The organism is Thiorhodococcus minor (assembly GCF_010820565.1).
In the GTDB taxonomy this organism is placed as follows: Bacteria; Pseudomonadota; Gammaproteobacteria; order Chromatiales; family Chromatiaceae; genus Thiorhodococcus; species Thiorhodococcus minor.
In genome coordinates, this window is sequence record NZ_JAAIJQ010000014.1 from 1 (window position 1) to 13,752 (window position 13,752).

The window sequence follows — 13,752 nt, forward strand, 5'->3', positions numbered from 1 at the left end:
GGGCTACTTCGGCGCCCAGCCCAGCGGTCCGGTGCTCGCGCGCGCCTCGATGCTCTATGACCTCGGCCATGAGCTGGTGGCCGATTTCCAACTGGCTGCCTACTGTGTGAGCGAGCGCGAGCTGGCGATCGCTCATCTCGACGCGGCACGGCCTGAGGACCTGCTCCTCTACGACCGCGGCTACCCTGCGTTCTGGCTGATGGTGATGCACGCGGTGCGCGGCGTCGACTTCTGTATGCGCCTCACCCGCGACAGCTTCAGCGCCGCCGAAGCCTTCTGGGACAGCGATGCCCAGAGCACCATCGTCACCTTGACGGCCTCGCACGATCAGGCGCGTGACTGCCGCAATCAAGATCTCCCCACCGATCCCATCCGCGTGCGCCTGGTGCGCGTGCGCTTGCCCGACGGCGAGACCGAGGTGCTGGCCACCTCGATTCTCGAGGAGGAACGCTTACCCGCACGCTTGTTCAAGGCGCTCTATCATCGCCGCTGGGGAGCGGAGGAGAGCTATAAGCGCCAAAAACGCTGGGTGGAGATCGAGAATTTCTCTGGGCGCAGCGTGCTCGCCGTACAGCAAGACGTCCACGCCAAGATCCTCGCCCTGAACCTCGCCAGCATGGTCAGAGGACTCGCCCAGGTGCTCGCGACCCGTCGCCACGCCGCGCGCAAGCATCCCTATCAGGTCCGCTGGACCAGCAGCCTCTCGACCATGAAGCACACGCTTGTTCGGTTACTGATCGGCACCGTGCATCCTCCAACCACCCTGCTGACGCAGGCCGTCCTCGCGCTTTCCGATGCCGTCGAGGCGGTACGGCCAGACCGACAATTTCCACGCCTCAATCCCGGCAAGCTCAAGCCCGGATTCCACCCGGCGTACTGCCGGGCGGCTTAAGTCCATGGCATTGGTCGAGCGCCCGCCCACGTCCGTCCATGCTGATGGCGATCCCACGCTCCAGGAGGACCTTGGTGAACGCCTCGCTGGTGAACTGCACCCCTTGATCGCTGTTGAAGCGTGGTCTACTTGAGTCTCGGAAGATTGGCAGTGCATTCCATTTTTTCCTTCTGCGAAGCTCAACGAACTGCATCGGCAACCGTCCTAGGGGCCTCGGAATATCTGAAGCCCAGGAATCAATCGTAGCCCCGACATGAGCACCCCGCCCCAAGCCTCGCGCCGTGGCTGGTTTCTTGCCTCCAAGGGCGCGCTGGTCCAATCGGACAACCCTTCACAATTCCGTCAGTGACGCTAATCTCTAGATACCGTCACTGACAGGAATGCACCCATGCCCGAGCCCAAGACCCGAGGCCGCAAGCCAACCGGAAACGCCCTGACCGGCGCCGAGCGCCAGCGTCGCTACATGGAGCGTCTGAAGGCTGGCGTCAATGTCGTCAATGTCGTCACTGACGCGAATCGAGCGGAGACCCTGGAACGGGAATTGGCCCAGGCGAAGCGGACGATTGCCCAGCTACAGCAGCAGCTCGGCGCCCGTGAGCACCTGATCGAGCAGATGACCCGCGACCAGCGCCTTGCCGATGAGGCGATGACGTCGACCTGCGAGCACCGCGACCAGCTCAGCCGGATTGTCGCCAAGCTGGAGGCCAGGCTGCGCGGGCAGGAAGGGGCGACCCGGCGAGCCGAGCGCGAGTGCAAGATTCTGGCACTGCGCTTGGCCGGCACGTCGACGCGCGGGATCGGGCGCGAGCTTGGGATCAGCGACAGCGCCGTGAGGAATGCGCTCCTGCGCCACGGCGTCGGATGAACCGATCCGTCCGAAACCCGTCAGCGTGACGGGACATCTTCGGCACGACGCAGCAAGGAGCACGCCCATGGGAGCCCGATACCTGTTTGCGCTGGATCTGATCGCCCCGTCTGCCCCGCCTAAGAAGGACTCGCAGCGCGACGTCGACCTAGTGCGGGCGGCAAACCTGGCGCTCCGGCGCCAGCATGCAGACATCGAAGACCACTTTCTGTTCTTGGTTTACGGGGCCTGCGATGAGGAGACGGTCGCGCACTCTGTCCGCGCCTATGGCTTTCCGAACTGCGAGGTCCGCTTCGTCGGCGAAGATGAGGATCTGACGCCGACCGCGGACGACAGCATCGCCTTGAGCGGCGAATACGGCGAAGAGATCGGCTACGCCCTGGAGCAGTGGGTCGATAAGGCTCACCCGGGAGCCCTGCCCTTGGGGAGCATCCTCGCGCCCGATCACAGCGCGCTCGCGGCATACCGCGAGATCGAGTGGTGGTGGATCGGCTGTGAAGGCACCGACAGCGAACGACCCTGGCCCTTCGACCCGGATCAACTCGGCGCCCTGCTGCCCGCAACGCACACGTCAAGAGCAGGCACCTGGCTGGAGATCCTCGCCTTAGGGCTCGCGCTTGAAGACGCCGACTTGGAGGAGCAGCCCTACGACAGGTTCATGGTTGTCGCAAAGGTGGCCGCGCTCTGCGAGTGGCTGCATGGGTTCGAGGCTGCAAGCGGGAACAGCTACAACCACTTCGAGCCCGAGGAAGCTGTCGCAAGGCTGGCGATGAGCCCGCTCTTCATCGGCTACGAAGCGGGCAAGGTCCTGCCCGATTCCGAGAGGAGCCTACCGGAGGAAGCAGAAACCGATGAGGAAGCACTGCGAAGCGCCGTGCTCGCAGTCACAGCGCAAGCGCGCTCTGGTGTCTTGTCGGCACTGGGTGTCTTCGGCGGGGATGGGCTGCTCTTCTGGACGCTCCATGCTTCCATCTGGCCGCGCTACGACTGCCGGCTCAGCGAGGCGATGGAGAATGTCCTCGGCCTATCGTCCGTCGACTATGGTGAGATCGCCGCACCGTGGCAGTTCGTCTACGACGGCTGGCACGAGAGCGCGGAAGGGGACTACTGAAGCAAGCCCTGGTCTCTGAAGTCCCGCCGGCACCCCTGCTGTCCCGGTTGTCCCGGTCCCAAAATGCCGACCGGGACAGCCTCTAGCCCAGTAGCCACAAGGGCGCGTCCCGGTTGTCCCGCCTGTCCCGGCATTCTTGAGCGTTGGCGAGATTTTTTCGGCCGCACGAGAGTATCGACACTTTCGACACCTAGCCAGATGGCGAATGGCGAAGTCCTCTCAGGCCCCAAGCACCTGACTCGTTCAGTGGGTTTCTGCTGGCGCTGGAGGATCGAGGGAGGGTTTAGACACTTTCGACACTCCGCCGAATGGGGAGATCGGGAAATCGAGGCGCCAGAGATCCGAACCATGGAGGTACGGCAAGCCACCAGAGACCGGCTAGACCCTGCCCAAACGGCTACCAAACGGCTACAAATCGGTCAGAAAGCACAAAGGGTCACAGACCGAAATCTGTAACCCATTGTTTTATTGGCTCCCTGGGACGGGCTCGAACCGCCGACCTAGTGATTAACAGTCACCCGCTCTACCGACTGAGCTACCAGGGAATGTCGTGAGCTGGGTACTTTAGTCATCTAGGACTTTGGAGTCAAGACCCCGAGCCGGGCCGCCGTGCACGACGGAAACGCGTCGATCGGACCCTCGTCGACGAGGCCGAGCGCGCACCCGATACCAGACTCAGCCGGCCACTTTGGCGATGCGATCCAGGGCCTGCTCGAGGCTCGCGCGACTGGTGGCGATGGAGATGCGCACATGCCCGCCAAGACCGAAGGCGGAGCCTGGGACCAATGCCACGCCGGCCTTCTCGATCAGGTATTCGGCCAGCTCGAGGTCGTTGCCGACGCCGTCCAGGCGGTCAATGAGGCCCTGGACCTTGGGGAAGACATAGAAGGTGCCGTCCGTCGGGATGCATTCGATACCCGGCATCTGATTGAGCCGCTCGACGACGTAGTCGTGGCGCTCCCTGAAGGCCTTGAGCATGTCGCCGATGCACGCCTGTGGACCTTCCAGCGCAGCTTGGGCGGCGACCTGGGAGATCGAGGTCGGGTTTGAGGTGCTTTGCGACTGCACCTTCTTCATCGCCTTGATGACCTCGGCGGGACCACCGGCATAGCCAATGCGCCAGCCGGTCATGGAGTAGGCCTTGGAGACGCCGTTGAGGACCATGATGCGCGGCATGAGGTCCGGGCAGGCGTTGGCGATGTTGACGAAGGGTGCGTCGGACCAGCGGATGTGCTCGTACATATCGTCCGTGGCGATCACGACCTTGGGATAATCGCGCAGCACCTCGCCGATCGCCTCCAGCTCCTCGCGCGTATAGGCCATGCCGGTCGGGTTGGAGGGGCTGTTGATGACGACCAGACGGGTCTTGTCGTTGAGCGCCCCCTTGAGCTGCGCGGGCGTGATCTTGAATGACTGCTCGGCACCGGCGTGCACCAGCACGGGCGCGCCGCCCGCGAGCAAGACCATGTCCGGATAGGAGACCCAGAAGGGCGCTGGGATCACCACCTCGTCGCCGGGGTCCAGGATGGCCTGGGCGAGGTTGAAGAAGCTCTGCTTGCCGCCGCAGGAGACCAGGATCTGGTCGTCCTGATACTCCAGGCCGTTCTCGCGCTTGAATTTGTCGATAATGGCCTGCTTCAGCTCGGGGGTCCCGTCGACGGCGGTGTACTTGGTGAAGCCGGAGCGGATGGCCTCGATGGCCGCCGTCTTGATGTGCTCTGGCGTGTCGAAATCAGGCTCCCCGGCGCCTAGCCCGATCACGTCCTTCCCGGCGGCGCGGAGCGCCTTGGCGCGGGCAGTGATCGCGAGGGTCGCGGATGGCTTGACGGCCTGGACGCGGGCGGCGAGTTTAATGGTCATCGGCGGATGTCTCTGGGTTCCTGCTGTGGCTGGATTCGTTGCGTGCGGCTCCCAATAATAGCGAATCGACCAAGTCCCGGCACGCGGATTGACGGACCCCCGGGCGGCGCTATCAAGCCCCTCTCACAGCTTACCCAATTCCAGGATTCGCCATGTCTTCCAGGCCTTTTCAGCTCGTCTCCAAGTTCGCCCCGGCGGGCGACCAGCCGGAGGCGATCCGTCGCCTAGTGGAGGGACTCCAGGACGGCGAGGCCGCGCTCACGCTGCTCGGCGTGACCGGCTCCGGCAAAACCTTCAGCATCGCCAACGTCATCGACCAGCTCCAGCGCCCCACCTTGGTGCTGGCGCCCAACAAGACGCTGGCGGCCCAGCTCTACGGCGAGATGCGCGACTTCTTCCCGCACAACGCGGTGGAATACTTCGTTTCCTACTACGACTACTACCAGCCCGAGGCCTACGTCCCTGCCACGGATACCTATATCGAGAAGGACGCCTCCATCAACGAGCACATCGAGCAGATGCGCCTGTCGGCCACCAAGGCGCTGCTGGAGCGCAAGGACGTCATCATCGTCGCGACCGTCTCATCCATCTACGGCCTGGGCGATCCGGACGCCTATCTGAAGATGGTGCTGCTGCTCAAGCGCGGCGACATCATCGACCAGCGCGCCATCCTGCGACGGCTGGCCGAGCTGCAGTACAAGCGCAACGAGATCGAGCTCCAGCGCGGCACCTACCGGGTGCGCGGCGATGTCATCGACATCTATCCGGCGGAATCCGACGACGAGGCGGTGCGGGTGGAGCTGTTCGACGACGAGATCGAGTCCCTTGCGCTCTTCGACCCCCTGACCGGCGAGGTGCTGCGCAAGGTGCCGCGCTACACGGTCTTTCCCAAGACGCACTATGCCACCCCACGCGAGATCATCGTGAAGGCCGTCGATAAGATCAAAGTCGAGCTGAAGGAGCGCCTGGACTGGCTGCGCGACAACGACAAGCTGGTCGAGGCGCAGCGGCTCGAGCAGCGCACCCTCTTCGACATGGAGATGATGCTCGAGGTCGGCTATTGCTCCGGCATCGAGAACTACAGCCGCTATCTCTCGGGGCGCGGCCCGGGCGAGCCGCCGCCGACGCTCTACGACTATCTGCCGGCGGATGCCATGGTGGTGATCGACGAGAGCCATGTGACCGTGCCCCAGCTCGGCGGCATGTATCGCGGCGACCGTTCGCGCAAGGAGAACCTGGTCGAGTACGGCTTCCGCCTGCCCTCGGCGCTGGACAACCGCCCGCTGCGCTTCGAGGAGTTCCAGGCACGCCAGCCGCAGACCATCTATGTCTCGGCGACACCGCGCCAGTTCGAGATCGAGCACTCGGGCGCGGTCATCGAGCAGGTCGTGCGGCCCACTGGACTGATCGATCCCGAGCTAGAGGTCCGCCCTGCACTCAGCCAGGTGGACGACCTGCTCTCCGAGATCGGGCTGCGCGTGAGCGCCGAGGAGCGCGTGCTGGTAACCACCCTGACCAAGCGCATGGCGGAGGATCTGACGGATTATCTGAACGATCACGGCGTCAAGGTGCGCTATCTGCATTCGGACATCGACACCGTGGAGCGCGTCGAGATCATCCGCGACCTGCGGCTCGGGGAGTTCGACGTCCTGGTCGGGATCAACCTGCTGCGCGAGGGGCTGGACATGCCCGAGGTCTCGCTGGTCGCCGTGCTAGACGCCGACAAGGAGGGCTTCCTGCGCTCGACCGACTCGCTCATCCAGACGATCGGCCGCGCCGCCCGCAACGTCAACGGCAAGGCCATCCTCTACGCCGACACCATCACAGGCTCCATGCAGCGCGCGATCGAGGAGAGCGAGCGGCGCCGTACCAAGCAGATCGCCGCGAACGCGGCCAACGGCGTCACCCCGCAGACCATCCGCAAGGCGGTCGCGGACATCATGGAGGGCGCCACGCCGGGGGCACCCATGAAGGCGCGGCAGTATGCCAAGGTGGCGGAGGAGGTCGCCGAGTACGCCAATCTCACGCCCCAGCAGATGGCGAAACGGCTCAAGGCACTGGAGAAAGAGATGTATCAACACGCGAAAGACTTGGAGTTCGAGAAGGCCGCTGCGGTGCGCGACCAGATTCGCGAGCTCCAGGGCCGGGGCCTGGCGGCTTGAGGTTCGGCGTCAGCCCAAGGCTGCTGCCCTTTCAGCTCGCCGTCCTGCTCGCGGCCGCCTGTACGGGCGTCAGCTGCGGTCAGCCGTCCGGCTCCTGGACGACCGCGCGCCCCGTCCACGGCTACCGCGTCGTCGCCAGCTATCCGCATGACCCGGACGCCTTCACGCAGGGCCTGGCGATCCGCGACGGTCAGCTCTACGAAGGCACGGGCACCTACGGCGCGTCCGTCGTCCGACGCGTCGAGCTGACGACTGGTCGTGTCCTGCAAGAGACCCGGCTGGCGCCGGAGCTCTTCGGTGAAGGGATCACCCTGTGGGATGACCACGTCGTCCAGATCACCTGGCGGAACCACCAGGGGCTGATCTATCGGCGCGCAGATCTAACCCAGGCGGGCAGCTTCGCGCTCCCCTGGGAGGGCTGGGGCCTCACCCACGACGGCGCTCACTGGATCGCCAGCGACGGAACCGAGGTCCTGCGCTTCCTAGACCCGGAGACACAGGAGGTCGTCAAGCGTCTGCAGGTGCTCGACGAGACCCATCCGGTCCGCTACCTCAACGAGCTGGAATATGTCCGCGGAGAGATCTGGGCCAACATCTGGCACAGCGACCTGATCGCCCGCATCCACCCCGACACGGGCCAGGTCAACAGCTATGTCGACCTGCGCGGGCTCAGGCCTGGGATCGACTCCAAGAAGTCCCAGCAGGTGCTCAACGGCATCGCCTACGATGCCGATGCGGACCGGCTCTTCGTCACCGGCAAGAACTGGCCGACCCTCTATGAGATCGAGGTCTTGCCGGCAAGTACGGGTAAATAGCGCCAGGCGTTTGCACCGAGCACCTGCGACTTGGCGCCCCTGGGCGTGTCGACCTCCAGGTCAACAGCTGTCGGCCTGGAGGCCGACACTCCCAGCGTCCGAACCGCCGCCCTCATCCGGACACGTCAGCGCCTCGACCATCTCGCAGAGGAAGTGGCCGAGGACCAGATGCAGCTCCTGGATGCGGGGCGTCTCGCGCGACGGGACGGCGAGCACCCGATCGGCGCTGGGCAGCTCCGGATGTCTGGCGCCGGTAATGAGCATGGTGGTCACGCCGCGCTCGGCGGCGACCTCCAGCGCCCGCAGGATGTTGGGCGAGCGTCCACTGGTCGACAGCGCCCAGAGCACGTCGCCACGGCGTGCCAGGGCGCTGAGCTGGCGGGCGAAGACCTCGTTGAACGAGAAGTCGTTCGCCACCGCGCTCGCCGCGCTGGTGTCGAAGCCGAGCGCCACGGCGGGCAGGGCGCGGCGGGTCTTGTTGGCGAAGGGGCCGATCAGCTCGCCGCTGAGATGGGTGGCCTCGCCGGCGCTGCCGCCGTTGCCGCAGATGAAGAGCGTGCCGCCGCGATTCATGGCATCGGCCGTCAGGGCCGCCGCCTCGACCGTGGCCTCGATGAGGGCGTCATCGCCCTGGGCGGCCTCGATCAAGGCCTTGGTGGCTTCCAGGCGGGACTGGAGAATCGCCGCGAGATCGGGGCGCTCAGGCATGGCGGCGCAAGGCCTCGCCCTGGCATCGCGGGCCGCGCTCAGGACGCGCGGCCGTCGCCGCCGTCGCTGTCCTTGGCGTCTTCGGCCGCCATGCGCCGCTCGAGCTCGCGCTGCCGGCGTGCCTCCCAGACCTCCTGACGCTGGGTGACGCGGCGATCCCAAGCGCCCGCGACCTCTTCAATGGTCCGCTCGCCGAAGAGCACCTGACGGAGAAAACGATAGGAGAAGCGCAGGAGCGCCTCGTCGTCCTGCGCGACCTCGCGGTAGAGGGCTTTGGGAAGGCTGTAGGTATTGCGGAAGTTCTCACTGAGCACGAAACGCCGGAAGGTATCGAGGTCATAGGATGCCATGAAAAAGAGCCGTAGGCTCGCCTCGGGCGGACGTCCCACCGCCGGCCCAGCGGACTTCTTCTTCAGGATGAGCTGATACCACTCGCGGTTCAGGCTGTCGAAGTCCTCGCAGCCTTGCTCGGCCCGGTAGGCCGTGACGCTGAGCTCGCGGGGCCCTTCATGGCCTTTGCAATGGGCCTCCTGGACCACCGAATAGCGCTCCTCGGCGGTGGGCGCGTCCTGCTCGCGCAGTGCCAGCAGTGCGACTGGATAGTAGCGGCACACAGTGGGGCGGTCGGCGTAGATGGCACAGCCGGCGTCGCCCGCCAGCTGGAGACAGACACCCGACTCGTCCGTCTTGAGCTTGACGCCCGGAAGACCGTCCGCGTCCATCTGAAAGGGCACCGTGTGCCGGCGCAAGAGCTCGGTCGAGCTGAGGCCGAGGCGCCGCTTCAACCGCAGGATGTCATAGGGGGTGAGGGTGACATCCGCCGCCTTGCAGCAGGCATTGAAGCAGGAGATCCCCTTGTGGCAGCGGAAGCGCAGCCTGCTCTCCGCGGTCAGGGCCTGGGGCATGACCGCGCTCTTGAAGGGAATGTCGGGCTTGGTGCTCATGAGGGAGTCATGGTCTCGCCCGGCCGGCTTCTGTCAGGTGGACCAGCGCAGCGCAGTCCACCAGCGCCGGCGCGGGATTCGCTGGACTTCGCTCTCGCTTGTCCACCCGACCGATCCGAGCACCGTCATCCATTTGTTTTTCTTAGCGTCCTTCGCGCCTGTGCGGTTCGAATTTCCGATTCAAGGCTGACAGGCTCACTTGAACAGCTTGGACTTGTCGACGAGATCGACGTGGGCGCGCTTGAAGCAGGTCCAGCTCTTGGTCTCCTTGTCGTAGACCGAGTTGACGAAGCACTTCCAGTTCTCCTCGTCGATGCGGTTGTGATCCATCCGATAGTAGAAGCCGGGATAGCGGCTCTCCTCGCGGAACTGGATGTGCTTCATGTGGGCCTCGGCCGTGAGGATTCGGTGAGTGTTCTCCCAGGCGCGGAGCAGCTCGTGGAGGTCCTTCGCACGCATCGCTAAGGCGTCTTCCTTCAGCATCTCTAGCTTCTGCTCGGCCACGTCCAGCATCCGGGCGTTGGTCTGATAGAGGGTCGAGATGCCGGCGACGTACTCGTCCATGATCTTCTGCAGCCGCAACTGGAGCATCTTGGGCGTGATGTAGCTGGGATTGACGTCGATCGTGGTGGTGTCGTCCCGATGCTCCAGGAAGTTGCGCGCCGGGCGACAGATGGCGTCGACCAACTCCTGCACGGAGTCGGCCAGCTCGGGCTGGTGGTCCCTGTTGTCCAGGCAGTACTGGACCATGGCCTTGGCCGCGATCCGGCCCTCGGCATGGGAGCCCGACGAGAACTTGTGGCCTGATGCCCCCACTCCGTCGGCGGCGGTGAAGAGCCCCCGGACCGTGGTCATGGAGCGGTAGCCCCAGCTCCAGCCGGAGGGCAGGTGCTTAGGTATCTTGCCGGCGTCCGGGTGCTCCTCATCGGTCGGCGCACCCAGATCCTCGGGGCCGGACACCCAGAGGCCGCAGCAGCCGGAGTGGGAGCCGAGCAGATAGGGCTCGGTCGGCATCAGCTCCGAGCTCTTCTTCTCCGGCTCGACGTTCTCGCCCGCCCAGACGCCGGCCTGGCCGATGCACATGTCGAGAAAGTCCTCCCAAGCCTCGGCCTCGAGGTGCTTGATCTCCTTGGGGGTCATGGTCTCGGCCAGCTTGCCGAGCGCCGTGATGGTATCCATGTAGATGGGGCCGCGACCCTCGCGCAGCTCACGCAGCATCATGTGATTGCGCAGACAGGTCGCCGGGACGGCGGCCTGCCCATAGGGCGGATAGGCGTCCAGCAGCTCCCTGTTCTTGTCCATGTAGACCTCGCCGTAGGCGTTGACGGCCTTGGCCTTGAAGAGCAGAAACCAGGCGCCGACCGGGCCATAGCCGTCCTTGAAGCGCAGGGGCACGAAGCGGTTCTCCATCATGGTCAGCTCGGCGCCGGCTTCGGCGGCCATGGCGTAGGTGGAGCCGGCGTTCCAGACCGGATACCAGGTCCGGCCGATGCCCTCACCCACCGAGCGCGGACGGAAGATGTTGACGCAGCCGCCGGCGACCAGCAGACAGGCCTTGAACCTGTAGACGTAGATTTTGTGCTCGCGGACCGAGAAGCCGACGGCGCCGGCGATGCGGCCCTTGTCGTGCTTGTCGTTGACCAGCCTCACGATGAAGACGTGCTCCTGAATCCGCTCGGCGCCCAAGGCCTTCTTGGCGGCCTCGGCGACGATCGGCTTGTAGGACTCGCCGTTGATCATGATCTGCCACTTCCCGGATCGGACCGGCTTGCCGCCGTCCGCCAGGCGCTTGACCTCGTCGCCGGGCTGCTTCCAGATCGGGAGCCCCCACTCCTCGAAGCGATGCACGGAGTCGTCGACGTGGCGCCCCAGGTCGTAGACCAGGTCGTCGCGCGTGATGCCCATGAGGTCGTTGGAGACCATGCGCGCGTAGTCCGCCGGGTCCTGCTGGCCCAGATAGGTATTGATGGCGGACAGCCCCTGGGCCGCGGCCCCGGAGCGTTCCAAGGCGGCCTTGTCGACGAGCTTCACGCTCAGATCGACGCCCTGCTCCCTGGCCGCCTCCAGCCAGGGGCCGATCTCATAGGCGGCACCGCAGGCGCCCATGCCGCCGCCGATGATGAGGATGTCGACCACTTCCTCGACGATCTCGGGGGTTCCGAATGTGCCAGCCATGTCGACTACCTCGGTGCGATTCTCTTGGATCTTACTTGCGGATCAGCTCTTCCGGCTTGCCAGGCTTCTGGACGCCGCCGAGCGTGAAGAAGCCGGGCTCGCCGATCTTGGCGAGGTCGGCGGCAGGCTTGGAGGCGTAGGGGTCGATGGAGCCTTCGGCGGTGGTGCGAACGGGAAACTTGAAGCGCTTGGTGTTGCCATTGCGGAGCTTGATGCTCCACATGATGGATTCGGCGTTGCGCTGCGGCTGCACCGACCCTCCCAGGGGGACGACGTCGGCATAGTGCCGGCATTCGATGGCCTGCTGAGGACAGCTCTTGACGCAGGCGTAGCATTCCCAGCACTGCTCGGGCTCTTGGTTGAAGGCCCGCATGGCGTGACCTGTCTCGGAACCGTCCTTGTCGAGTTTCATGAGGTCGTGGGGGCAGATATACATGCAAGCGGCCTTGTCTCGGCTCTTGCAGCCATCGCACTTGTCGGTATGCACGAAGGTTGGCATAACGCTCGATCTCCTGGGGCTGAGTGGCGAGCGCGTGCCACCCAAGCCCGTGGTTGCGGAAGGCGGCTCTGCGCCCCCGCAGGCGCCCCTGACTCCGGGGCCCGAATTGATAGCGCATCCGCGCCTTGCCGACTCAGGCCAGCAGCCCGCCCGGCGTCCTCGGCAAGCTGCAGCCTGAGCCGAAACGTCATCACCGCACGATTGGGGGACGGAGGCTAGGCATTCGCCGATAGGAGGTCAATACGGGATTTCGGACTGCCTCCGCCCCAAATCGAGCGGCCAGCTTCCAGGCATCAGGCTCCAGCATTGGGAAATCAGCCCCTTGCCGGATCTTCCGGCCGCACGGCCGCTCACCCCTTGGGGGACTTGTAGGGCGCCCGAAAGCAGCTCCAAACCAGAGCGCTTGACCGGCTGCTGGTGGCTCGCACCGCTTTCCAGGTTCATAAAACCGCGCCATTGCGGCATTCTGTCTGACGCAACGACACCAGCTGCGAGGCGCTCCTAGCGAGGAGCGCCCGCCGAGTGTCCATGGAGTTGAGCACCTATCGTGAGCACCTATCGAGTGAGTCGAGAGCAATGATGAAACAGGCTTCCAATTGGCTCCTGATCGGGGCCTTGTGTGGCTTCTTGAGCGTCGCCCTGGGCGCCTTCGGCGCACACGGGCTCAAGGACAGGATCGACCCGCAGCTGCTGGCGAACTGGGACACCGCGGCGAGCTATCTTGGGCTGCATGCCGTGGCCATCCTGATCAGCGGCCTGGTACTGCTCAGCGCCCCCGAGGCCCGCTGGGTGCGAGGGGCGGCAGCGGCCTTTCTGGTCGGCGTAACGCTCTTCAGCGGGAGCCTCTTCGTGATGGCGCTGACTGGGGTGCGCGCGCTCGGCATGATCACGCCAATCGGCGGCGTCTCGCTGCTCCTGGGCTGGGTGCTGCTGGCCCTGGGCGCCTGGCGGCTGCGTCGGCTCGAGCGCTGAGCAGGCCGTCCGATGCGAGCGCCCCGGATCTTCGTCGAGACGACACTCACCCTTGGCGAGGCGCATCCGCTCCCGGCCGCGCAGACACGCCACATCTGCCAGGTCCTGCGCCTGACGGCCGGCGACCGCCTGATCCTCTTCAACGGCGACGGACATGACTATGACGCGCGCCTTGCCGAGACCGAGCGGCACCGCGCGACCGTCGTCATCGAGGGGTACGGCGATGCCGAGCCGGTCCCGCCGCTGGAGATCCGGCTGGCGATCGGTATCTCCAAGGGCGAGCGCATGGATTTCGCGCTGCAGAAGGCGGTCGAGCTTGGTGTCGACCAGGTCACACCGCTCTTCACCAAGCGGAGCCAGGTCAAGCTCGACGGGGCAAGACTCGACAAACGCATGGAGCATTGGCGGGGCGTCGTCATCTCCGCCTGCGAGCAAAGCGGCCGGCGGCGGGTCCCGCTGCTGGACCCTGCCCAGCCTTTCGGCGCCTGGCTGGAAACACAGCGCGAAGGGGGACTTCAGCTCGATCCGGGCGCGGCGACGGCACTGCCCGGGCTCACCCCGCCGGACACCCGCGTCACGCTGCTTATCGGACCCGAGGGCGGCCTGGATCCCAAGGAGCGGGCGCTGGCCGAGGCGCGGGGCTTTCTGGGCGTGCGCCTCGGTCCGCGGATTCTGCGAACCGAGACGGCACCACTGGCCGCGATCGCGGTGATTCAGGCGCTCTGGGGCGATTTCAGAGGCGCCTGAGA

Annotated in this window: 12 protein-coding genes and 1 tRNA gene; 7 read left to right on the forward strand and 6 right to left on the reverse strand. The window is 65.4% G+C overall.

From position 1 onward, the window contains the following. From G3446_RS06440 to G3446_RS06455, 3 genes are all read left to right on the forward strand, one after another. A partial coding sequence (locus G3446_RS06440) for an IS4 family transposase (RefSeq protein ID WP_164451853.1) occupies nt 1–892 on the forward strand: 892 nt, incomplete at its 5' end. A gap of 388 nt (nt 893–1,280) precedes the next feature. Then, nucleotides 1,281–1,757, forward strand: coding sequence for a hypothetical protein (locus G3446_RS06450; protein WP_164451851.1), 477 nt, complete (start codon nt 1,281–1,283; stop codon nt 1,755–1,757). Nucleotides 1,758–1,824: 67 nt separating this feature from the next. Beyond that, the gene (locus G3446_RS06455; protein WP_164451855.1) at nt 1,825–2,868 is read left to right on the forward strand and encodes a hypothetical protein; all 1,044 of its coding nucleotides are present in this window, start codon (nt 1,825–1,827) and stop codon (nt 2,866–2,868) included. 469 nt (nt 2,869–3,337) lie between these two features. On the opposite strand, the gene G3446_RS06460 is transcribed toward G3446_RS06455, so the two are convergent. Together G3446_RS06460 and G3446_RS06465 are read right to left on the reverse strand one after the other, a co-directional pair. Beyond that, nucleotides 3,338–3,413: transfer RNA gene (locus tag G3446_RS06460), tRNA-Asn, on the reverse strand. A 130-nt stretch (nt 3,414–3,543) separates the two neighbouring features. Then, nucleotides 3,544–4,728 carry a pyridoxal phosphate-dependent aminotransferase gene (locus tag G3446_RS06465; RefSeq protein WP_164451857.1) on the reverse strand — a complete coding sequence of 395 codons (1,185 nt, stop codon included), beginning with the start codon at nt 4,726–4,728 and terminating at the stop codon, nt 3,544–3,546. A gap of 152 nt (nt 4,729–4,880) precedes the next feature. On the opposite strand from G3446_RS06465, the gene uvrB reads away from it, so the two are divergent. Both uvrB and G3446_RS06475 read left to right on the forward strand, forming a co-directional pair. Then, the gene (gene uvrB / locus G3446_RS06470; RefSeq protein WP_164451859.1) at nt 4,881–6,890 is read left to right on the forward strand and encodes an excinuclease ABC subunit UvrB; all 2,010 of its coding nucleotides are present in this window, start codon (nt 4,881–4,883) and stop codon (nt 6,888–6,890) included. Continuing rightward, nucleotides 6,887–7,705: a glutaminyl-peptide cyclotransferase gene (locus tag G3446_RS06475; RefSeq protein WP_245232350.1), complete on the forward strand. Its 819-nt coding sequence runs from the start codon at nt 6,887–6,889 to the stop codon at nt 7,703–7,705. Before uvrB ends, G3446_RS06475 begins: the two co-directional genes overlap by 4 nt. A gap of 60 nt (nt 7,706–7,765) precedes the next feature. Here G3446_RS06475 and G3446_RS06480 read toward each other — a convergent pair whose 3' ends face one another. The 4 genes from G3446_RS06480 to aprB form a co-directional block, all read right to left on the reverse strand. Beyond that, nucleotides 7,766–8,413: a D-sedoheptulose-7-phosphate isomerase gene (locus tag G3446_RS06480; RefSeq protein WP_164451861.1), complete on the reverse strand. Its 648-nt coding sequence runs from the start codon at nt 8,411–8,413 to the stop codon at nt 7,766–7,768. Nucleotides 8,414–8,451: 38 nt separating this feature from the next. After that, nucleotides 8,452–9,357 (reverse strand): YkgJ family cysteine cluster protein, encoded by a 906-nt coding sequence (locus G3446_RS06485; protein ID WP_164451863.1) that lies wholly within the window; start codon nt 9,355–9,357, stop codon nt 8,452–8,454. A gap of 195 nt (nt 9,358–9,552) precedes the next feature. Next, on the reverse strand, nt 9,553–11,532 hold the full coding sequence (gene aprA, locus G3446_RS06490) for an adenylyl-sulfate reductase subunit alpha (protein ID WP_164451865.1): 1,980 nt from the start codon (nt 11,530–11,532) through the stop codon (nt 9,553–9,555). 31 nt (nt 11,533–11,563) lie between these two features. Beyond that, on the reverse strand, nt 11,564–12,031 hold the full coding sequence (gene aprB, locus G3446_RS06495) for an adenylyl-sulfate reductase subunit beta (protein WP_164451867.1): 468 nt from the start codon (nt 12,029–12,031) through the stop codon (nt 11,564–11,566). A 579-nt stretch (nt 12,032–12,610) separates the two neighbouring features. On the opposite strand from aprB, the gene G3446_RS06500 reads away from it, so the two are divergent. Beyond that, nucleotides 12,611–13,003, forward strand: a complete 393-nt coding sequence (locus G3446_RS06500) for a DUF423 domain-containing protein (RefSeq protein WP_164451869.1) — start codon at nt 12,611–12,613, stop codon at nt 13,001–13,003. A 12-nt stretch (nt 13,004–13,015) separates the two neighbouring features. Next, complete coding sequence (locus tag G3446_RS06505; RefSeq protein ID WP_164451871.1) at nt 13,016–13,750, forward strand: 16S rRNA (uracil(1498)-N(3))-methyltransferase; 735 nt, start codon at nt 13,016–13,018, stop codon at nt 13,748–13,750. Nucleotides 13,751–13,752 lie beyond the last annotated feature (2 nt).